Consider the following 23,598-nt stretch of genomic DNA (forward strand, 5'->3'; position numbering starts at 1 on the left):
TCAGCGTTCGGGGCATTCGAGGGCTTCGCGGATGGGCTCCCATCCTGCCCATGGCTTTCCGTCGCTGAAGTTCTTGACCTCCGCGGCCGTAATCGTCTCGGCAGTCACGTCGGACGGCTTGGCGGGCAGGTTGTCCGCGCCCAACGTGTTCAGGATGCGCCAGAACAGCGCCGCGCTGCCGCTGTTGGCGGCGATGTGCCACGTGTAGGCGGCGCGGGCTCGGTCGATGGCGTCGTTGACCTCGCATGGCGGGTCGGCCAACGCGGGCGCCGTGTCGGGATCGGTGTTGTCGGCGCCGTCATCGGGATCGGTGTTGTCGGTGCCCGTGTCCGGCTGAGGATCCTGGTCGTTGACAGGATCGGCGCCGTCGGTGCCTGTGTCGGGCTGAGGGTCCTCTCCGTTGTCGGGGCCGGTGGCGTCGGGGTCGGGGTCGGTGCCTTCGTCGGGATCGGTGCCTTCGGTGGCGGTGTCGGGGGGCGGCTTGTCGGTGATGGTGCCGGTGGCCGTGTGCTGGTCGGGGTGGATCCGGGCTCTGCCTCCGGTGACATGGGTGATGCGGATTTGGAAGGTCTCGGGGCCTTCGTCGATGCTGTCCTGGAGTATGTAGACGGGGATGGTCTGGGTGGTCTCGCCCGCAGGGATGTGGACATGCCAGACCGAGGAGGCGTAGTCGCTGTCGGCGACCGCCGAGAGGGGGCTGGAATCGGCGGTGACATAGGAGACGGTCACTCTGTGGCCCACGGCCCGGTCGAGGGTGACGGTGAAGTTGATGATGCGGTCGGTCTCTGAGGCGGTGGCGTCGCTGATCGACACGAGGGCGGCGGGCTCGTCGTTGTCGGCGACCGCGACGGTCGCGGCGCCGGCGGCGGCGCCGGCGGCGGCGCCGGCGGCGGCGGTGTCGTAGTGGTAGGCGGCCTCGATTGCGGCGATGACGGCGCCGTCGGGCTCATCGTCGTCGTCGTTGCGGGTCTGGAGCCGCATTGTGGATGTGCCCGATACCGGGATGGTGACGGTGCGGGTTCCGGCGTCGATGCCCCAGTCGCCCTCCGCGGTGACGGAGACCTCGACCTTCAGCGGCTGTGTCGGGGCGGGGTCCGCGGTGAGGGTGAACACCGCTACGCCGCCCTCGACGATCCCGGCGCCCGCGGCGATGCCGACGGTGGGGGCATCGCCGGCAGGGTCGTTGTCGGCGATGGTCACCGTCGCGGCGCCGCTCGAGCCGAGCCGGTAGCCGCCGCCGGGGGCCAGCTTCGCGGTGACCGCGGCCTCGGGCTCGCGGGCGGTGTCGTCGACGGTGGCTATCCGCAGCACCGCGATGCCGGTGTGGTCCACGGTCACGGTGCGCCGTCCAGCCTGCCCGTCGGCGAGGTGCCCCGCTGCGCCGGCGACGTCGATGGTCACCGCTGCGGTCTCGCCTTGGGCGGGCGGCGGGTTGACCACCACCGCGAACTCGGCCGCTTCGCCCTCGACCGCGCCCGCCGACCGGGCGACCACCGACGCTGACGCCGCGGGCAGCGTCACCGTGTCGTGGTTGGTGATCGTATAGACGAACGTGTGCATGCCGCTGCGATGGCGGCTGGTGCCGACAGGGTCCTTGACGACCACGACGAACTGCTCGCCGGAGTCCTCGTGGGCGTCGTCGATGATCTCGATGTAGAAGTGGGCGCGGTCCTGCCCGGCTTTCAGCCCTGTCCCCCCCGTCACGCTGTTGTGCAGCGAGCAGTTCGACTGGTTCGGGTCCATCGCCAGCGGCCTGTTGGACCGGTCACGCACCCGATAATCCACCCCCAGCACCGCGGAGCGCTTGGCGGGGTCAGCAGCGCCCTCGAAGCACACCTGGAACCCCCACGCATCGGGGATCGGCACCCACGCGTCAGGATCGAACATGTCCGGGTCGCCGGTGTAGGTGCGCGACCGGGTCACAGCGAAATGCGCCCCATGGCCGCCCTCGGGCAGCACCGCGCCGCCCCGATAGTGCATCAGCGACAAGAAGTCGGTCCAGCTCTCGGGCCACTCGGTGCCGTCGATGTGCACCGTCACCTCGCCGGTCACCGAGTCGTATCCGCCGCCCGTCGCAGCATGGGTCAGCGTGCCCATGTCATCGTCGTCGCTGCGGCTCGTCCAGCCGTCCTCGAGCACCCGCACCGTCACCCGCTGCGGCTCGTCCCAGTCGGTCGGCAAGAAGAACAGTTTCGGCTTCAGCGTGTCGCCCGAGTCCAAGAACAGGCCGCCTGCTGCTGACACCTCCACCCCCGCGGGCACCGTGATCTCCACCGTCACCACACCCGACGGCCTCGACTCCAGACTCACCGAGTACGCCACCTCCTGGCCGTGCGCGGGCCGCTCCAGACCCGAATTCGGGTCGTGGCGGCTTTCGGACAGATCCACCGACAGCGTCGCGGTCGACGACTTCGACAGCGCCAGCAGCATCGCCGCGTCGTTGTCGGCGATGCTCACCGTTGCCTGGGTCGGCGACCCCAGCGTGTAGCTCGAATCGGACGCCGCGCCCAACGTCAGCGTGAACTCCTCATCGTCCTCGACGGCGCTGTCATCGGTGATCGTCACCTCGATGGTGTGCGAGATCGTGCCCGCGGGGAACGTGAACGTCGCGCCGGGCGCCACGTAATCAGCCCCCGTCGCGGAGCCCGCCATGTGCGACAGCTTCACCGTCAACGCCGACGACGGCGCCGGATCGGCTTTCACCGTCACGCCCACCGTCCCGGCGCCCTCGCCCACCCGGTACGACGCATCCTCGAAGCTCAGCCGCGGCACTGCCTGGGGGGTGTCGTCGTCGGTGATCGTCAACGTGTGAACCGCCGGCGCGCCCAGCCCGTAACCCGAACCGGCAGCCAACGTCAAAACGACCGTCTCGGAGTTCTCGTTGACGCCGTCGTTGGTGACCACGACCGGGATCACCGTAGACCCAGACGTGCCGACCACCACCGTGCCGCTGTTGGAGGTCACACCGCTGATCGCGTAGTCCGAGCCGCGGCCCGCGGTGCCAGACAAACCATAAGACACCGTGACGTTCGCGACCGGCGCCGGCGACAGCCTCACTGTCACGTTGCGGGTCCCGACATTCTCAGCCACCGTTGCTGCCGCCGTGGCGAAACTCGCCTGGGGGGTGTCGTCGTCGGTGATCGTCAACGTGTGAACCGCCGGGGCGCCCAGCCCGTAACCCGAACCGGCAGCCAACGTCAAAACGACCGTCTCGGAGTTCTCGTTGACGCCGTCGTTGGTGACCGCGACCGGGATGTTCACAGACCCCGAGCCGGCTGTGACCGTCACTGTCGAGGACACTGTGTAGTCGGTGCCGCGTGTGGCGTTCCCGGCGACGGTGTAGCTGAGCGTGAGGTTCTGGTACGGCGCAGGCAACAGGTTCACCGTCACGTTGCGGGTCCCGACATTCTCAGCCACCGAGTCCGAGGCTGACGCGAAACTGGCTTGAGGCACGTCGTCGTCGGTGATCGTGACCGTCGCTGTCACGGTGCTGCTGAGGGTGTATCCGCTGCCGGAGGTCAAGGTGACAGTCACCGAGCCGTCGGCCTCGTCGGTGCTGTCGCCCACGGTCGGGACGGTGATGGTCGCGCTGCCGCCGTTCAAAGACTGCGACTTGTTCGCGCCCAGGTCGCCTGATGCGACGACCTGGCCGTTCTGGGCGACGGTGTAGCGCACCGCGATTGCGCTCGCCGCGGGCGGTGACGCTGACACCGTGAACGTCGCGGCGGTGCCCTCGTCCACATCCGCGCCGGCGGTGATGCTCAGCTCCGGGACCGCGGCGGGCGGGTCGTCGTCGTCTTCCAGGGTGATCGTCGCCGATGTCACCGGCACCGTGGCGGTGCCCGACACGGTGACGGTCTCGTCGTCTTCGACGGCGCTGTCGTCGGCGGGGGTCAGCGTGAAATCGACGGTGCCGGTCTGCGCGCCCGCGGGGATCGTGATCTCGAACGGCGACGGCAGCGTCGTCGCGAAGCCGACCACGTTCGGCGTGCCCGACCCCGCCGCGCTCAATGTCACCGTGGTCGCCGTCTCGAACCGGCTCGGCCCGTCGACCGTCGCGGTGACCGTCACCGTGGTCGCGCCGTCGTCCTCGTCGATCTCGTCGGGCGAGACGCTCAGCGTGATGCCTGCCGGCGCGTTGTCGTCGTCGGTGATCGTCAGGGTCGCCGTGGTGGGCGACGCGGGCGTGTAGCCGACGCCGGCGGCCAGCTCCAGGATGATGGTCTCGGCGTCGTCGTCGAACTTGTCGTTGTCGATCGTCACGTCGATGTCCGCGTCGGTGTCGCCCGCGGGGATGCTCACGGAGCCGCTCAGCGTCGTGTAGTCGGCGCCGGCTGTCGCGGTGCTGTTGTCGGTGTCGACGGTGTAGCCGACTGTCACGTCGGCGGTCTGCGCACGCGACAGCCTCACCGTGAACTTCCCGGCACGGCTGGCCTCGGTGCCGGTGTAGGCGGTCTGGGTGAAGCTGACGGTCGGGTCGTCGTCGTCGATGATCTTCACCGTCGCCGTCTGTGGCGTGCCGACCGTGTAGCCGGTGCCGCCGGTCAGCTCGAGGGTGAACGTCTCGTCGGGCTCGTCGACGCTGTCGTCGCTGATCGTCACGTCGAAGGTGTGCGTGGTGACGCCGGCGGGGAACATGAACGACGGCAGGGCGGTGTAGTCGGCGCCGGCGGTGGCGGTGACCGCCGTCGAGGTCAGGTTCACCGTCAGCTCCGACTGGGGCGGCGCGGTCGATTTGACCGTCACCTCGGCTTTGAGGTCGCTCTCGCTGCCGCTGTAGGAGGCTTTCGAGAAGCTCAGCACGGGCGCTGCGACGGTGACTGCGGTCTCCGAGATCGTGATCGCGGCCTGGCGGGCGTCGCCCGCGGCGATCGCGCCGACGTTGGTGGTGCGGTCGGCGTGGTTCAGCAGGGTGTCTAGGGCGGGTATCTGCACCGTTACCGTGTCGTCGGTTTTGTCGCGGTCGGCGTTGGCCGAGGTGAACTCGATCTCCGCGGTCTGCGCTCCCGCGCCGGAGAAGGTCACCACCAGCGCGGCCTGCGCGGGCCGCAGCCGGCCCGCCAGCGGGTCCGCCCCCAGCGTCACCCCGGTGCCCGACACGGCCCACCTGAGCGCCCGCGCACTGCTGAACCTGGCGCCGCGGCCCGACAGCACCGCGCCCGTCGACGACGACAGCCGCACCGGCACCTGCACCACCTCGCCCGCGGCGAGTGCCCGGGCCAGCGTCACGGTCACCGTCGCCGACGGCGCCGAATTGTCGTTCTCCGACACCGTGCCGCCGCCTGTCAGACGCACCTCGAAGGCAGCGTCGTCGACCAGGCGCACAGCCAGGCCCGGTCCCGCTGTCACCGCCCCGTAGCCCGACACCGCATGAGAAACCGCGGCAGCGAGCTCGGGATCGTCGCGTGTGCCGTTGCCCGCGGTCGCGGAGTGCACGGTCACGGTCTGCGCGACCCACCAGTCCGACGGCGTGAACGTCAGCGTCGCCGACGACGCCGCCGCGCCGCCGGCCGACACCCGCACATCGCTGCCGGCGTTGACGGTGACGGTCACGGTGCCCGTCGGCGCGGTCCCGAGCCGCACCGAGTAGCTGTCGGTCAGCGGCGCCGACTCCGAATCGTTCGCCTCAGCGACCGCCGTGCCGCCGCCCGATTCGACGATCACCAGCCCCGCAGCAGCAGCCGGCTCGACCACCCCAAGCCCGAACACTGCCTGGTCCGGCGCCGTCTCCAGCCCGCCCCCGAGACTCGTGCCGTCGGACACCGCCTTGCCCAACTGCAACGACACCGACACCGAATCGCTGTCGGTCTCGACGACGCCGTCGGCGACCGCGGTCAGCTCCAGCACCGCGGTCTGCGCTCCCGCCCCGGCGAACGTCACCGTCGCATACAGATTGCCCTTCACGCCCGGCGACGCCGTCACGTCGCCCACCGACACGCCCGTGTTCGCCTCGCCCGACTTGGCGGCCAACCCGAAGTCCGCGGCCGTCACGCCTTCGCCGCCCGACAAGCCCACCCGCACCACCGCAGTCTCGCCCGCCGCCAGCGCCCGGCCCAGCTCGATCTCGATCTCGGCTTTGCCGCCCTCGGGGATCGACCCCGAACCCGCCAAGGTCATCCCCACCGCCGTCGCGTCGTCGTCGGCGATCGTCAGCGTCGCCGTGCCGACCGTGCCGATGGTGTAGCCGCTGGCGGAGTCGACGGCGACGACGACGGTCTCGGGCCGCTCATCGACAACGTCGTGCATCACGGCTACGGGGATGTCCACGCTGGCCGCACCCGCGGGCACCACCACGCTGCCCGGCAGCGCCGTGTAGTCGTCGCCGGCGGCGGCGCTGCCGGTCACGGTGTAGCTGACCGTGAACAACGCAGGCTGCGCAGGCGACACGCTCAGCGTCAACCCCCCCAGCCGGTCCGCCGCCGCTTCGCCGGCGCTGTACGCAGTCCGGGAGAACTGCACCTGCGGCGTCGAGGAGGGAGGCTGGTCGTCGTCGAGCACCCGTGCTGCGATCGTCGGCACGCTCAGTTTCCCGTAGTTGGCGTCGCTGCTGGAGATCGTGAACCTGATCCCGACCGTGCGGAACCCGCCGGAGTTGACCGCGCCCTCGTCGTCGACCGCGGTGACGGTCACGTCCTGCACGGTCCCCCAGTCCTGCGGGGTGAACGTCAGCGTCACAGACGCGCCGCCGCCGACCTTCAGCACGTCCGCGTCAGCAGTCGTGAGCGTGACGGTCACATCCGCGGTCGGCTCAGACTCCAGCGACACCGACAGCGTGTCAGTGCCCGACGGCTCGGCCACCGCCGTCGAGCCCTTCGACTCGCCCACCTTCACGCCGGCGGTGTCGTCGTCGACGATCAACACCTCGAACGTGTTGTCGTCCGTGGACGGGTTGCCGTCGTCGGACGCCACCGCGCCCGCGGCGACATTCGTGGCCAGGCCCGCCGCGGCCAGGTCGCCCAGCGCGACTTTCGCGGTCTCGTCGGCCTCGTCGATGTAGTCGTCGGACGCCCACAGCGACACCGCCGCGGCCTGCGCGCCGGCACCCGCCAGACGCACCGTCGGCGCCAAGCCGCTCGGGTCGAGCACCGACACGCCCGTGTTGGCCTGACCGGAGGTGAGCGCCGTGCTCACATCCGCCGCGGTCACATCCGCCGCGGGCATCCCAGCGCCGGCGATCTCCAGGGGCACGTCCACGGTCTCGCCCGCGACCAGAGCACGACTGAGCGTGACCGTGAGCTCGGCCGAGCGGTTCGCTGCGTCGCGGTCCTCTGAGATGTTGCCGCTGTCGGTGCGGGCCACAGTCACCGTCACCGGGTCAGGATCAGGCGGGTCAGGCGGATCGTCGGGCGCGTCGGCGAACACCGTGCCGTCGCCGACCAACGCAGCCTTGAGCGCCGTCCCCGACAGCGACACTCCCGCCGCGGACGCGCTGCCCGGCGCCACCGTCAGCTTGACGCCCACATCGGCTGCGGACACCGCGGACACCGCCACCGACGCCGTGCCCGCGGCGGGGCCGGTGAAGATCACCGACGACCCCGACAGAGTCACCCCCGCCGGGCTGCCCGAGGCCGCCAGCGTGAAATCTGTGCCCAGCGTGCCGCCGGCGAACACCAGCGGCACCGTCACCGTCTCGCCCGCCAGCACCGCGGTGTCGAGCCCGACTTCGATCAACGCCGTGTCGCTCGCGTGGTCCGCGTCAGCCGCCAGCGCCCGCGTCGCCTCCACCGACACGCTCAACAAGCCCAGCACCCCGACCGGGCCCACCGCCGCGGACGTCACCGTCCCCGGATTGCCGCCGCCGTCTGTGTAACCGACCCGCAGCCGCACATGACGGCCCGCGTCCGACACAGCAGGCGTGTACGACGCCGAGTTGTTGCCCAGGCCCGTGCCCGTCGCCCAGTTGCCGTCAGGGCTCCCGCCGTCATCAGCGGACGTCTGCCACAAGAACGTGTAGACGGCGCCCGCGCCGGGATCGCCGTCAGGATCGCCCGACACCTCGCCGAACCGCAGCGCCGAACGGCCCGCCACCCCCACACCGATCACGCTCGCCGTGTCCGCGTCGCCCTCGTCCACATCAGTCACCGACACCGACACCGACAGGCGCACACCCGTCGCCGTGCCGTCCGCGCCGACCGAGGTCGCCACCACCACCAGCGACACGCTCCGCGTGACCTCACGGTCCAGACCCGTGCCCACATAGGAGATCTGACCCGACGACGCGTCGATAGACCAGCCCGGCGGACTCTCCAGCGAATAGACGATCGGGTCGCCGTCCGCGTCAGAAGCCGTCACCGGCGACCCCACCGTGACCACCGTCGCGGACCCGTCCACGTTCTCCGCGATGCTCAGGTTGCCCGGCGCCGCGTCGAACACCGCATCCGCCAACACCGGCGGCGCCTTGGACACGTCGTCGGACACGCTCACACCCACCGAAGCGGACCCATGACCCGCAGCCGTGAACAGCACCACCGCCTGCTCGTCGTCAGTGTCCACGTCATCGGCCGCGGTCACCGTCACCGTCTCGGGCTCGTCCCAGTCGGTGCTGTCGAACACCAGCGGCGCAGGCGGCACCGACACCGCCGACGCGTCCGAGGACACCGCCGGCACCGACACCGAACCCGACGGCTCGGCGCTCAGCCGCACAGAAACCTCAGCCGAACCGTCATCGGCGTCGCCCTCGACCAACTCGGCGTCCCACGGCCACACCAGCACCGCCGGCGAAGACGGAGCGTCGTCGTCGACCACCTGCACCGACGCCCCAGCCCACCCGGTGTCGCCCACCGGCCCGGCCCGCAGAACCCACGGCGCCAGATGCGCATCAGCCGCCAGGCCGATCCGCGCCCGCTCATGAACACCGTCCGCGTCGCCGCCCGCAGCCACCGCAAGCTCCGCCAAGCCCACCTGCCCGCCCTCGAAACCGGCGAACACCACCACCGGCGCCAGCGACGCACCGTCACGCACCGACACACCCGCACGCCCCCCAGACGGCTGCGACACCACAACGTCGCCCGCCTCCACACCAGCGCCCGACACCGACAGCGGCACCTCCAACGTCTCGCCCGGCGCCACCACCCGGCCCAGCCACACGCTCAACACCGCCGACGACGACGAAACCCCCTCCGCCGCGAACCCCCCACCCGAAACCGCCACCGCCGTCAGCTCGTCATCAACCACCGTCACCGACCCAGGAACAACCGCCGCAGACGCTGCCGCCCCCGACGCCGAACCCGACAAGGTCACCACCTCAGACGGGCCGTCGGTCTCATCGGCGACCGGCGCCAGCTCGAACCACACCCGCCCCGACCCCGAACCCGACGGGATCACCACATCGAACCCGGTGACCGCCTGCCCCTCAGCGTCCACAGCCGCGTACCCCACCGCGCCGTCCACGCCCGAACCCGACAGCGACACCGCCACCGTCACATCGTCCTCGAACCGCGACGCGCCCGACAGCGACGCCGTCACCCCCACATCCACCGCCCCCGCACCCTCGGGCACCACCGCCGGGTCAGCCGACAGCACGATGTCGGGCAGCGGATCGTCATCGGTGATCACCACCGTCACCGACGACCGCTCGCCCACCACATAGCCGTCGCCGGGCAACAGCGTCAGCACCACCGTCTCAGGACCCTCCACCCACACGTCGCCCAACGGACGCACCGCCAGCTCCGCCCGACCCGGCAGACGCGGATCCATCGGCACCGCCACCGAGTCCGCCAACCCCAGATAATCCGCACCCGCAGTCGCCGAACCCCCCACCGACAACCCCACCGACAAAGGCTCCGCGCCCTCCGCGCCCCGCACCGACGACACCACGCCCACCACCCGACGCAAACCCTCGACCTCGCGCACGAACACCCGACGCGGCCCATCACCCACAAACACCGCACCCGAATCGTCGAAGCTCACCACCGGCACCGCGCTGCCGGTGTCGCCGTCGTCGGTGACGCCGATGGCGGCGCTCCACGGCGCACCGACGCGGTAGCCGCTGCCGGGCTTGATCGTCGCTGTGATCGTTGCGTCGGTTTCCTGTGTCTCGTCGTCGTCGATGGGAACCGAGTGGAGCGAGCGGGCGCTGCTGGTGCTGAAGGTGACGGTCTGGTCTCCCTCGTCGCCGGCGGCCACGAAATCGCCGACCGCGACATCGCCGGTCTCTGGGATATCGCCGGTCTCGGAGATGTGCAGCGTCACATCGGTCGACGACGACGGGACCATGTCGCCGGTCACGGTGAAGATGGCGGGCGCGGCGCCCTCGGTGATCGTTCCCGACCCGGTGACGGTGTAGGTCGGGCCGGCGAACTCGTCGTCGTAGACGTGCACCTGCACCGGCACCGTGCCGTACCCCGCGACAGGCGCCCGCGTGCCGTCGGTCACCTCCACGGCGGTGAGGCTCAGCTCGACCAGCTCGTCGGCGGCGTCGGCTGCGGCGCCGGTCTCGTCAGGCGCGGTCACCCACACCTTCTGGGGAATCCACCAGGTCTCCCGGGTGAACGCCAGAACCGTCTGGGTGCCCGACGCGCCCAGATCGGCGTCGGCCACCACAGCACCGCCGGCGCCGGCGACGTCGACCCAGAACCGGCCCGCCGACGACGGCCTGCCCGCCAGACGCACATCGAAGGCCACCGCGTCGCCGCCCTCGTCCGCGAACAGCACAGCACCGTCGCCGGTGAACGGCCCGCCGTCGGCAGACACCTCGATCCCCTCGGGACGGTCGTCGTCGAGCACCTCCACCGTCACCGACGGCCCCGCGGAGACGCCGCTGTACACAGAACCCGTCGTGGACACGCTGTGGGCGACCGTCACCGACTCGTCAGCGTCGTCGGCGTCGTCCACCGGCGACAGCGTCACCAGCCGGGGCACATCCCAGTCATCGGCGGTGAACACCAGACCGCCGTGGACCGTCACCGCAGAACCGTCGTCGTTGCGGCCGAACCCCACCGCGGCCGCATCGCCGCTGGACGGCGTGACCGTCACCGCCTCGCCCGCGGCGGGCGCCTTGGCCAGCACCACCTCATAGGTCGCCACCCTCTGCTGGGCGCCGCCCAGACTCGTGGCGCCCTCCACCAACTCCACCGCCGACTCGGAGACCCGCACCCCCGCGTCGTCGTCGAGCACCGCCACCGCCACCGGCGCAACATCCGCGCTCGCCACACCGGCATAACCCGACACCGTCCACCCGATGATCACCTCCTCGTCGCTGTTGTCGCCGTCGCTGTCGCCGGTCACCGCGAACGTCTTGCACCGCTTGTCGGCGCCCAGGTTCCCGCCCTTGAACTTCACCTGCCGTCTGCTGAAGGACACCTTCGACCAAGCGGTGCCTCCGGAGTCGGCGAACCTCGGCAGCGGCGCGACCGTCACGGTGTTCCCGTCGCCGGGATCGGTGCTCAAGCACACCACAACCTCATTCGCCTTGCGCCGCGGCGACGAGCCCGCGACGCCGCTGTAGACGGTCTGCTCCTCGGTGATCGTCAACGACCCCGGCGTCACCGTGACCCCCGGCGCCGCATCGTCGTCGGCGATGCGCACCGTGAAGCCGCGTGCCGCCGTCCCGGCGGGATGCGCGTCGCCGTAGCCGCTGACCGTGAAGCCCACATACACCTCCTCGTCGTCGAAGTCGTCGTCGCCCTTGGCCGTGAAGCCGACTATGTGGGTGCCCCTGTAGAGAACATCGTTGTCGCCGCCCGTCTTCTTGAACGTGAGCTGCACCTGGCCGTCGCCGTCGCTGTCGCCGTCGAGGCCCAGCTTGGCGGGATCGCTCGCCGTCACCGTCACCACCACATCGCGGGTGCCCCTGGGCTGCTTGCTCAACTCGACCGCCACATGGTGCACGGTCGAGTCGCCCTCTCGGATCACCGCCGAGGCGTGGTTGGTGGTCAGCTCCGCCTTCTTGTCGTCGGTCTCGAGCCCCGCGAACTCGACGCGGTTGGCGCCTGCGATCTCGCTGCGCCCCACCTGGCGCACGACCAGCCGGTCCGCGGGCAGAACACGGATGCGCTCGCCGTGAGGCTTGCCGGGAGTCAACCCGACGCCGTCGGGCGTGGCCGGGTCGTTGTCGACGCCCGCCGAGCCGTCCGGCGAGAACACCGACAGCAGCTCCACCACCAGATGACGACCGCCCGTGGCACGACTCCCGTCATCCAACGACGTGACCGTCACCACGCCCGTAAGGGCACCTGTACGAGTGAAGGCCACGATGAACTCGGCTCCGTCCACCATCGACTCGTCGACACCGTCAGTGGACGGGTCGTCTTCGGGCATCTCGGCAAGCTCGATCGCGCCGCTCCCCTTGACGGTGTAGTGCTCGCCGAGGACGCCGCCGGTGACCCGCAGACGCGCCGACACGCTCTCACCGGTGTCGGCCTGCCCTCTGCTCTGCAGCGTGATGTCGGTCGAGTCCCCCTCGTCGATCACCACCGAGTACACATTGCTCGGGTCTTCGACGTCAAACAGATGCACCGTCAGCCCCGGCGAGCCGTCGTCGTCGGTCACGTACACCGGCATGTCCGGCAGGGCGATCCCGTCGTCCACTCCACCCGTGGTGGTGCCCGCCGCATACGGCGAACTGCTGCGGAACGCCGCCGAGGAGTCCGTCGCGCCGCGGATCGAGTGGCCGATCAGCACGTTCTGCTCGCTGTCGGCATCGTCGTCAGGCTCGGGATACACCGTCACGAACTGCGGAACGGCGAAATTGCGGCGCGTGAACGCCAGCACCGCCTCACCCTCAGGCGCGATGCTCCCCGAGGTGAACACCTTCAACAGACCCACATCGGGCGAAGTCACCACCACCCGCGCCACCACCGGATCGGTCGTCGGCGTGCAACGGGGCAGATCCGCGGTCTGGGGGTCGTAATCGCAGGCGGGGAGGGCAGTGCGCAGGCCCGACGGGTCGCGGTTGAGCGACACGCCATAACGCACCGCCGCGCCGCCCTCGGTGATGAACACCCGCGGCTGGGTGAACACCAGCGTCGGAGTCTCCGCGCCCTCGAACAGCACGCCGCTGCCTGACAGGGCGGCCGACAATGCGGTGCCTGTCAGGGTGGGGGAGATATTGTCGTTGCTGCTGATGGTGATCTCGTCGATCTCGATCCTCTTGGCCACCACTGCCGCTCTGCGAGGCATGATCTCGATCACGGCCGAGGCCGGCAGCGCGGCGCCGCCGTCCCCGCCCGGGTAGTCGAACACGATCTGCACGCCGGCGGGCAGCGCCGCGGCGGTGATGCGCGGGTCGGTGCCCGCGGCGGTGCCGGCGAGGAAGTCGGTGAACGAGTCGCCGCCGGAGACCGTGAAGTCGATCACGACCTGCTCGCGTTCGACCAGAGCCTCGTCGAGGGTGACGGTGAGCTTGGCGACGTCGCTGGTGTGGTCGGCGTCGGCGGCGAGGGTGTCGGTGACGGCGACAGCGGCGTTCAGCGCCGCGAGGGTGGTCACCTCGACTGCCGCCGAGTAGACCGTGGCGCGGTTGCCGCCCCCGTCGGTGTAGGCGACCCGCAGCCGCAGCCAGCGGCCCACGTCCTCGCTGTCGACGACGTATCCGAGTCCGTTGAGGGCCTTCTCGGTGTTGCGGTAGCCCGCCGGCCTCCAGCCCGAGGTCCCGTTCGCAGACGACTGCCACAACAGCGCGGCTGTGGCGGGGTCGCCGTCGGGGTCGCCGGTCACCGACTTGAGCCTCAGCGATGTGCGGCCCGCCACAGCGGGGCCCGCCACCTCCGCGCCCGCCTTCAGCACACTCACCGTGACGGTCGCGTCGCCCTCGTCTACGTCGGTGACAGTCACCATCACTGCTTTGGTCACCGCGGTCGGGCTGCCGTCGGCGCCGGTCGAGGTGGCTACCACCGTCAGCGACACCGTCGCCGCGGTCTCGCGGTCGAGCCCGGTGCCGGTGTAGGAGATCTGGCCGCTGGTCGAGTCGATGGTGAACCCGGCCGGCGCCGGCGACGCCAGCGAATAAGTGATCGTGTCGCCGTTTGCGTCCGATGCGGTCACCGGGGAGCCCACTTCGATCGCCGTGGCCGAACCGTCGGCGTTCTCGGCAATCTCCAGGTCGTCCGGCACAGCGTCGAACACCGCGTCGGCGGGGGCCGCGGTGCCGTCGTTGTCGGTGACGGCGACCGAGAACGAATTGGCCGTCGAGTGCGGGTCGGCGCCGCCGCCGACATTGGTGACACGCGCCGACGCATCGAACCCGTTCGTGCCTGCGCCGTCGGGTCCCAGCGCCACGCTGACCGTCTCGGCGGCCTCGGCGGTGCTGTCGTCGACGGCGGTCAGCGTGAGGGTGGCGGTTCGCACGGGCCGGCTGGGGTTGTCGCTGCCGGTGAAAGTGACCGTCGGCGTCAGCGAGCCGGTCAGGCTCGCTGCGGTCACGCCGTGGTTGGCGCCGCCCGACAGCGCGAACTCCACATCTCCTGCTGCCACGCCCGAACCGGACACCACCAGCGGCACCTCGATGCGCTCGCCGGCGATCAGCCGCCGCTCCAGCGTCACCGTGAACTCGGCGTTCTCGGCGGCGCCGGCGCCGGCCTCGGCGATCACGCCCGAGTCGCTGCGCGCCAGGCTCACCGCCGTCGGGTCGTCGTCGGCGATCGACACCCGCAGATCAGCAAGCCCGATCCCCGCGTAGACCGAGTCCTGGGAGGCCAGCGTCCTGGTGACGACCACCGTGTCGTACACACCGGGGTTGTCGCGGTCGTCGTCGCCGGGCTCGTACCAGAGGTTCTGGCGGATGTTCCAGTTCTGCGGCGTGAACGTCAGCGTCTGCGATGCCGCCGCAGCTCCGCTGTCGACGTTCAGCATCAACGACCCCGGCGACAGCGACGTGAGCGTGAACGTCACGTCATGGGTCGGCTCAGAGCTGAGCCGCGGGTTCGCCGCGAGCGATCTTGTGTTCTCGGCAGCCGAAACGGCCACCGGCTCGAAGACGGTGACCGTCGCAGAGGTGCTGCTGTCGACGGGGGCGAGACCGCCGGTGAGGTTGGTCGTGCGGCCCGGCGCGTTCAGAGCACGTCCGGTGGTGGGGATCTGCACCGTCACCTTCTCGTCAGCGCTGTCGGCGTCGGCGTTGTCGGCGATCGGGCTGAACGCGACGGTGGCGGTCTGCGCTCCCGCGCCGGAGAATGTCAGCAGCAGCGACGCCCTGTTGGGCCCGCCGCGCCCTGCCAGCGGATCGGCGCCCAGCGTGACCCCGGTGCCCGCCGCACTCCACCTCAGCATCCGGCGGCTAGCGAAGCGGCCAGTCGGCGACAGCACCGCCCCGGTGCTGCTCGTCAGCGTCACCGGCACCTGCGCGATCTCGCCCGCCACCAGCGCACGGCCCAGCTCGACGGTCACCGTCGCGGTGGTCTCCCGCCGGTTCTCCATCACATGGCCGCCGCCGGTGAGCGACACCGACACCGCCGCCGCGGGGCTCGGGTCGGTGATCTGCACGCCGAAGCGGTTGTCGCGGGTGGCCGGGTCGCCGTCGTCGGACGCCGCCACGCCCTCTGCCACGTTCGTGTTGTCGGGCCTGTGCAGCGGATCCGTGGCGGAGATGTCGTCGACGGTCACGTCCAGCTTGACCGTGGCGGTCTCGGGCTGCTCGGCGGCGCCGTCAGCGGTCGCGTTCAAGGTGAGCGCCGCGGTCTGCGCCCCGGCGCCGTCGAAATCGACCACCGCACGCAACAGCGTGCCCTGCCACACCACGCCCACCCCGGTGTTGGCCGCCCCGGGGGTCTTCGCGACGGAAACGTCGGCGGCTGTGACACCGCTCACGTCGGCCTCGACGGTGACCTTCTCGCCCGCGGCGAGCGCCCGGCTCAGCATGACGGTGAAATCGGCGCCGCCGCCCTCGGTGACCGTGCCTGTGCCGACCCGGGTCAGGGTGACCGCGATCGGGTCGCCGTCGTCGGCGATGGTCAGTGTCGCCGACCCGACCGTGCCGATGCTGTAGCCGCTGGCGGAGTCGATGGTTACGACGACGGTCTCGGGCACCTCGCCGGTGCTGTCGTCGAGCACGCTGACGGGGATGTCCACCGCGGTCGAGCCCGCGGGCACGGTCACGCTGCCCGTCAGCGCCATGTAGTCCTCGTCGGCGTCGGCGGTGCCGGTCACCGTGTAGCTGACCGTCAGCGGCGCAGACTGCGCGGGCGACACGCTCAACCGCAGCACCGCGGAGCGCCGAGAAGCAGCCTCTCCCGCAGAGTACGCGGCCTTCGCGAACGCCACCCGCGGTCCGGGCTGGTCGTCGTCGAGCACCCGCACCGTCACCGTCGGGACACTCAGACCGGTTCTCTGGCTGCTGTAGCCGCTGTCGCTGCTGCGCACCGCGAACCTCACACCGGTCGTGCGGGCCCCGCCTGAGTTCTCCACGTCGTCGTCGACTGCGGAAACCGTCACGGTCTGCGCTATCCACCAGTTCTGGGGGGTGAACGTCAACTGCTGCGAGACGACGCCGCCGACCAGCAGCCTCGTGCTGTTGTTGGTGGTGGCCGTCACGGTCACGTCCGCGGTGGGCTCAGAAGCGAGCGACACCGACAGCGTGTCAGTGCCGTCCGGTTCGGTCACCACCGTGTAACCGCCCGACTCCGACACCCGCACGCCCGCGGTGTCGTCGTCGGCGATCACCACGCCGAACGTGTTGTCCTCATCAGAGGCCTCGACACCGGCGGCCACGCTGGTAGCCAGACCCGCCGCCGTCAGGTCGCCCAACGCGACCGTGGCAGTCTCGGCGTCCTCGTCGACGTCGTCGTCTACCGTCCACAGAGTCAGCGCCGCGGTCCGCGCGCCCGCGCCCGACAGGCGCACCGTCGGCGTCAGCCCGCCGCTGCCGGCCACACCCAGAGCGACACCGGCATTGAGCTGCCCCGAAGTGAGCGCCACCCTCACATCCGCCGCCGAGACATCCTCGCCGGAGATCACCAGCGGCACGTCCACCACCTCGCTCGCCGCCAAAGCCCGGCTGAGCGTCACCGTGAACTCCGCCGACCGGTCCGCCGCGGTCGGATCCTCAGAAATACCGCCGCTGTCGGTGCGCGCCAAGGTCACCTCCACCGGGTCGGGATCGGGCGGATCAGGCGGGTCGGGCGGCGCCTCGGCGAACACCAGCCCATCGCCGACCAGAGCCGCGGACAGCATCGTGCCCGCAAGCGACACGCCGGCCGCGGTCGGCGTGCCCGGCGCCACCGTCAGCTCCACACCCACATCGCCCGCCGCCACCGGCGACACCGCGACGGCCGCGGTGCTCGCAGCCGGGCCGGTGAACACCACCGACGACCCGTTCAGCGACACCCCGGCGGGGCTGCCCGACAGCGCCAACGTGAAATCTGTGCCCAATGTCCCGCCAGTGAAAGTCAGCGGCACCGTCACCGTCTCACCGGCGAGCACTGTGCTGTCGAGCCCGACTTCGACCTGAGCCGTGTCGGTGCTGTGGTCTGCGTCATGGGCCAGCACCCGAGTGACGTCCACGGCGATGCTCAACAAGCCGAGCACACCGATCGGGCCCACCGCCGCGGAGGTCACGGTCTCAGAATTGCCGCCGCCGTCGGTGTAGCCCACCCGCAGCCGCACATGACGGCCCGCGTCGGATGTCGCGGGCGTGTACGACGCCGCAGCGCTGCCCGAACCGGTCGCGGCCACCCAGTTGCCGTCAGGGCTGCCGCCGTCGTCCGCAGACGTCTGCCACTCGAACGTGTACGACGCATCAGGCGCCGGGTCGCCGTCAGGATCGCCGCTCACCTTGCCGAACTGCAACGGCGAACGACCCGCCTCGGCCACACCGGCCACGCTCACCGCGCCCGGGCCCTCATCGACGTTCGTCACCGTGACCGTCACCGGCTGGCGCACCGCTGTCGAGCTGCCGTCTGCGCCAGTCGAGGTCGCCACCACCACCAGCAAGACGCCCGGGACGGTCTCGTGATCCAAGCTGCTGCCGACGCCGCCATAGGAGATCTGGCCCGAAGCCGCGTCGATCCCGAAGCCCGCCGCCGTCGGCGCAGCCAGCGAATAGGTGATCGGGTCGCCGTCCGCGTCAGAAGCAGTCACCGGCGAACCCACCGCCACCGCCGAACTCGACCCGTCCGCATCCTCCGCGATGCTCAGATCGCCCGGCACCGCGTCGAACACGGCGTCTGCCAGTGTCGACTCGGTGACGGTGACGGTCACGCTGGGCGGCGACAGGCCGCCTGCGGGATAGTCGGCGGTGCCGGTGGTGATGGCGTGAGCGATGGTGGCGCTGCCCGCGTCGACGCCGGTGACGACGGCCTGTTGGGGTGTGCGCCAGTTGCCGGCGGTGAAGGTCAGCGGCCCGCCGCTCACTGTCGCCTTGGACGTGTCGCTCGACGTGGGGGTGACTGTCACGGTGCCGCCGGGGTTGCTCGCGAGGTGCACGCGGTACGTGGTTCCGCGCTGCTCGGACACTTCGAGCTCCGCGGGGGCCACGACCACGCCGTGGCCGGCGTCGGCGGTGGTCACCGCCACGTCGGCGACGGCGATGCCGTGATAGGGATTCGCGGAGGGATCGTCGCCTGCCACCGACACGCTGTGGGACAAGTTGAACGACTCGCCGACGACGTCGCCGTCGTTGAGCGCGCGCACCGACACCGTCTGGGGCACGGCCCAGTTCCCGTTGCCGTCGCCGGACCCCGAGCCGTCGCCGCCCGCGGTGAACACCAGCCTGCTGCCAAGCCCGGGCGTGGCCGGGGTGGTGTCCACCGACGCCGCAGTGCTGTCGCCGTTGGCCACCGTCACGGTCACCAGCGCGCCGGGATCGGCGCCGAGCACGACCGTGTACGTCTTGGCGGCGTCCGCGTCGGCGCCGAGCTCTGCCAACGCGAGCGCAGACGCCGACACCGTCACCTGCGGCGAGTCGTCGGCGTCGACCACCGTCACCGTCGCCGTGTCATTGGACCGCGCGCCCACCCCGCCGGGAACGTTGCTGTCAGAATCGCCGTCGGTCGCACTCTTGTCCAGCAGCACCGTCAGCGTCTCATCGGACTCGCTGTCGTCGCCGTCGTCGACCGCGGTCACCACCAAGGTCGCCTCCTGCGCACCCGCGCCGGCGAAAGTGATCACCGGCGCCAAAGTGGCCGCTCCCGCCAAGGCTGCGCCCGTCGCGCCCGCTTCGAGCGACAGCGACACATCGTGGGAGGTCCCGTTGCCTGTGTCGGTCGCCGTGCCCGACAACGCGAGCGTCACGTCCACCCGCTCCCCCGCGGCCAGCTCCCTGCTCAGGCTCACCGGGAACCCGGCGCTGCGATGCCTCGCCGGCACCGCAGCCGGCTCGTACAGCCGCGACCCGTCCGCGCCGCTGCCCATCGTCACGGTGACGCCGGCCTCGACCGCGATCACGCACGCCCAGCCCGACGCCGCGCCGAACCCCAAAGGCACCGCAGCGGCCACATCGGTCACCTCGTTGTCCTCCACCACCCCATCAGCCGCCACCGACAGCACCACCTCCGCCTCGGTCGCCCCATAAGGCACGAACACCGACCCCGGCAGCGCACCGAAGTCCTCGGCGGACGCATCGCCCTGATGGGTGTACGCCAGACCGATGCGCGCCGGACCCACCGCGCCGCCGCCCAGCACCGCCCTCACCACCAGATCGTCGCCCTCGCCCACCGTCGGGCACACCAACGCCGAGCCCTCAGCATCGGTGAACGACACCGTCCAGCCCCGATCCGCGGCGTCGTCGTCCACCACCCGCACAGACGTCGTCACATCGTCCAAGGTGGCCGCGTCGCCGTCGTCGAAGCCCGCCAGCGTGATCCCCGCCGACGTGGCCGAGCCCTGCGCCCCCAGATCGCCCAGCGTCACCACCACCAGCTCGTCAGCGTTGTCGCCGTCGCCGCCGCCCGAACCGTCACCGCCCTGAGCGCCCGCATCACGCCCCGTCGACACGAACGTCAGCGTGGCAGTCTCCACGTCGCCCGAACCGTCGCCGGTGAACGTCAGCACCGGCGCCGCGGTCGCCAAACCCGCAGCCGCCACCCCAGCGCCCGACACCGCCACCGAGAAATCGCGTCCCGACGAACCCGCCAGCACCGTGCCCGTGGCAGTGGACAGAGCCAGCGGCACCTCCGCAACCTCACCCGCAGCCAACGCCCGGCCCAGCACCACCGACGCCGTCACACTCGAACCCGCCCCCGACGACAGCTCGCCCGCCACAGAACCGCCGCCGCCCACACGCACCGCGATGTCCTCGATCACCGCCTTCTCGGTGACAGTCACCGGCAGCGTCGAGGCCACCCCGGTGTAGCCGCTTCCCACCGCGGTGTGGGTCAGGGTCACCGTGTCGTCGTCGCCGTCCGCATCCGCGACAGCCGCGAGCTGCACTGTCTGAGGCCTGGCCCAGTTGGCTGTGGTGAATGAGAGGCTCGTCTGGTTGTTGGCGGTGTCGGGGTCGGTGTCGACAGTCAGGTCGCTGCTCGCGTGCCCGGTGATCGTGACCGTGACCGGGACGCCGACACTCGGCTGCCTGGACAGGCGCACGGTGTATTGGCCGGTGCCGTCCTCGGGCAGTTTCACCTCGTTCGGCTCGAAGATCAGCCCCGTGTCGCTGTCGGTCACCGTCGCGGTGTACGAGGGCGTGGTGCCCACCGAATAGCCGGTGCCGCCGGTCAGGGTGACCACCAGCGTCTCGCTGCCCTCCACCGCGGAGTCGTCGATGAACGTGATCGGCAGGCTCACCGATCCGGTGTTGGCAGGCACCGTCAGCGTGCCCGATGTGCCGGTGACACCGCTGACGGTGTAGTCGCCGGTCACCGCAGCGGTGCCCGACAGCTCGAAGCTCAGCGTGACCGCCGACGACGACGGCGGAACCAGCGTGATCGGCACACTCAGCGAAGCGGTGTCCTCGGAGTGCTCGACAGCGACCGCGGAGAAGCGGGCCACCGGCACAGCGGAGTCTTCGATCGCAATCTCGAAGGACACCCGCCGGTTCTGGTCAGCAGAGTCGGCCAGTGTGACGGTGACGCTGTCACCGGACTCCGGCACCGCGTCGCCGAGGGCAGCCAGCTCGAAGGTGACGACCCGGCCGGCGCTGTCCCAGTCTCCGGCAGGGATCTGCCCGCTGCGATAGCAGACGTCCACACTGACGAACAGGCCCACCAGAGTGCCTGGATCGCAGTCGCTGCGCCCGGCCACCGTGACGCCCGGCGACCCTGCCGCGCTCAGCTCGGGCGTGCCCGTCCACGACGACGGGATGCCCGACACCGTGAACGTCTTGCGCTCGCCCTCGGTGACCGTCGCCGAGTCGATGCTCGCGCCCGCGCTGGCGACGACCGTCACATCGAAGGAAGCATCCGAGGAGTGGGGGTCGACGCCGCCGCCCACATTCGTGGCCCGCGTGGCGAGATCGAAGCCGGTGGCGCTGGTGTCGTCGGGGCCGAGCGCCACCGTCACCGTCTCGCCGGCCTCGGCCAGATGATCATCCACCGCTGTCAGGGTCAGCACAGCGGTCTGCACCGTGTCGGCGCCGTGCCCGTCGAAACGCACCGTCGGCGCCAGCGTCGTGCTGCCGGCCACCGTCACCCCGTGGTTGTCGGCGCCGGCCTTGGGTGCGACCGCGAACTCGCCCGCTGTGGCCCCAGCACCCGACAGCACCAGCGGCACCACCACGATCTCGCCGGCTGACAGCCGCCGGCCCAGAGTCACGGTGAACTCGGCGTCGGCTGCCGTATCCGTTCCGCCCTCGGCGATCGCGCCGCTGTCGGTGCGCGCCGCCGACACCACCGTCGGCTCGTCGTCGGTGATGGTGACGGTGGCCTCCGAGACCGGCGCAAGGTCGTAGTCGGCGCCGTCGGTCAGCGTCAGCACAATCGTCTCGTCGGGCTCGTCGTCGGTGTCGGCGATCACCGTCACGGCGATGTCGGCGGTGCCCGAGGCGCCCACCTGCACTGTGCCACTGAGCGCCGTGTAGTCGGTTCCGGAGGTGGCGGTACTGGCGCCCGACACGGTGTACGCCACCGTCAGGGGTGACTCGGGGGCCGGGCTGACGGTGACCGCCACATTCAACGCGGTGCCGGCCGAAGCCTCCGACACCGAGTAGGCGGCCGAGCCGAACCCGGCCTTGAGCGCGTCGTCGTCTTCGATGGTGACGGTGGCCTCGGCGTCGGCGCCCAGCTTGGCGTCGAGCGGGCTTGACAGCTTCACCTTGAACGTCTCGTCGCTCTCGGCGACGGTGTCGTCGGCCACATCGACGGTGACGGTCTTGGTGGCGTCACCGGAGGCGAACACCAGCGTGCCCGCCCCCGCGGTGTAGTCGCCGGGATGGCCGGCGCCCGCAGCGCCGGTGCCGTCCGCGGTGCTCCACCCCACCGAGGCAGGCACCAGGGTGCCGCCGGTCTTGGTGACGGTGAGCGTGACCGTCCCGGCGTCCTCGTCGACGCTGACGGCGGCTGGGCCGAACGCGAACGAGGGCAGATCGGCGTCGTCGGTGATGGCGCCGATGGCGCTGCCGCGGTCGGCATCGACGGGCGGGGCGTTGGTTCCGGTAGGCGTGCCGAGGGTGACGGTGAAGTAGTGATCTCCCTCGTAGGTGCTGTCTTGGGTGGTGGCGACGCTGACGGTGCCGGTGGTGTCGCCCGGGGCGATGGTCACGCTGCCGGCGGTGTTCGTGTAGTCGGCACCGCTGCCGTCGGCGGAGCCGGTGGCGACCACGTAGGCCGGGTCGCCGCCTACGCCCCGCCCGTCGGCCAGCGTGTACGGCACGGTGATCCCACCCGCGGGTGCCGCCCGGGGGATGGTGACGGTGAACAAGACTGGGCTGCCCTCCGCCGCGGTGGCCGCGGCGACGGCTGCGCCTGCCTGGTCCACGGTGAACAGCCCTGACAGCGCGTACATGGGCCGCGTCTGCGAATCGCGATACATGTGCTGGCAGATCGGACCGGCGCCTCCAGACCCGGTGGTGCTGCCGAGCGGCCCCAAGGGGCTGGTGGTCGCGTCGTTGAGGCGACCGGTCCACACCCAGGCATCGGCGAGGTCGGCGCCGACTGCTTGGCGGCCGTCTGCCGCGCTGCACCCGCCCCGATTCCGGCCGTCCTGGCGGCTGCCGGTCCAGTAGCCGTCGGTGTCGATCGTGGCCGCCGACCCGTCGGCGTGGCGGGGGTTGGACTCGTCGTCCCAGGCGCCGTCAGCGAAGCCGCTGTTGGCATCGGCGACCTTGGCGCCGCCGACCCAGTAGATCGGCACGTTCGGGTGGCCCGAGTTCTCGGCGTTGAACCGGGCGTGGTCTCGCGCATCGGTGGAGCTGAAGCTCGCGACGGCCTTGAAAGTGTCGGCGTAGTCGGCCAAGGCTGTCACGCCGCCTTGGGCGAGATGGTTGCCAGTGATCTCGGCTCGCACAAACGTGTCGTAATCGGCCGAGTCGTCGCTGGTGGCGTCGGTCTCCTGGCTGGTGACGTAGATGAGGCGGAACTGATCGCCGGGGTCGAGGCCGCTGGGCAGCAGTGACCAGTCGGCCGGCACGAGCGCGCCCTCGGGGGTCGGGGGCGTCTTGTCGTCGATGCCGAACCAGGCCTCCGCGTCGGCCGTCCACGCCTCGACGCCGCCGCCGAGGTTGGTGACCGGCAGCAGGAAGGCGGGCTCATCGGCACCGGCCGGAGCCTCGAGGTCGTTGTGGAGCTCCAGCCA

1 protein-coding gene (running past one end of the window) is annotated in these 23,598 nt (G+C 70.9%); it reads right to left on the bottom strand.

The features are described from left to right. On the bottom strand, nucleotides 1-23,598 hold the final stretch of the coding sequence (locus tag ACOQPE_RS02340) for a Calx-beta domain-containing protein (RefSeq protein ID WP_420610317.1). It continues 37,005 nt past the right edge of the window; only the last 23,598 of its 60,603 coding nucleotides appear in the window; its start codon lies off the right edge, out of view — the gene reads right to left on this strand; it ends in the stop codon at nucleotides 1-3.

It is taken from the genome of Candidatus Poriferisodalis sp. (assembly GCF_965219595.1).
Classification (GTDB): domain Bacteria; phylum Actinomycetota; class Acidimicrobiia; order Acidimicrobiales; family Poriferisodalaceae; genus Poriferisodalis.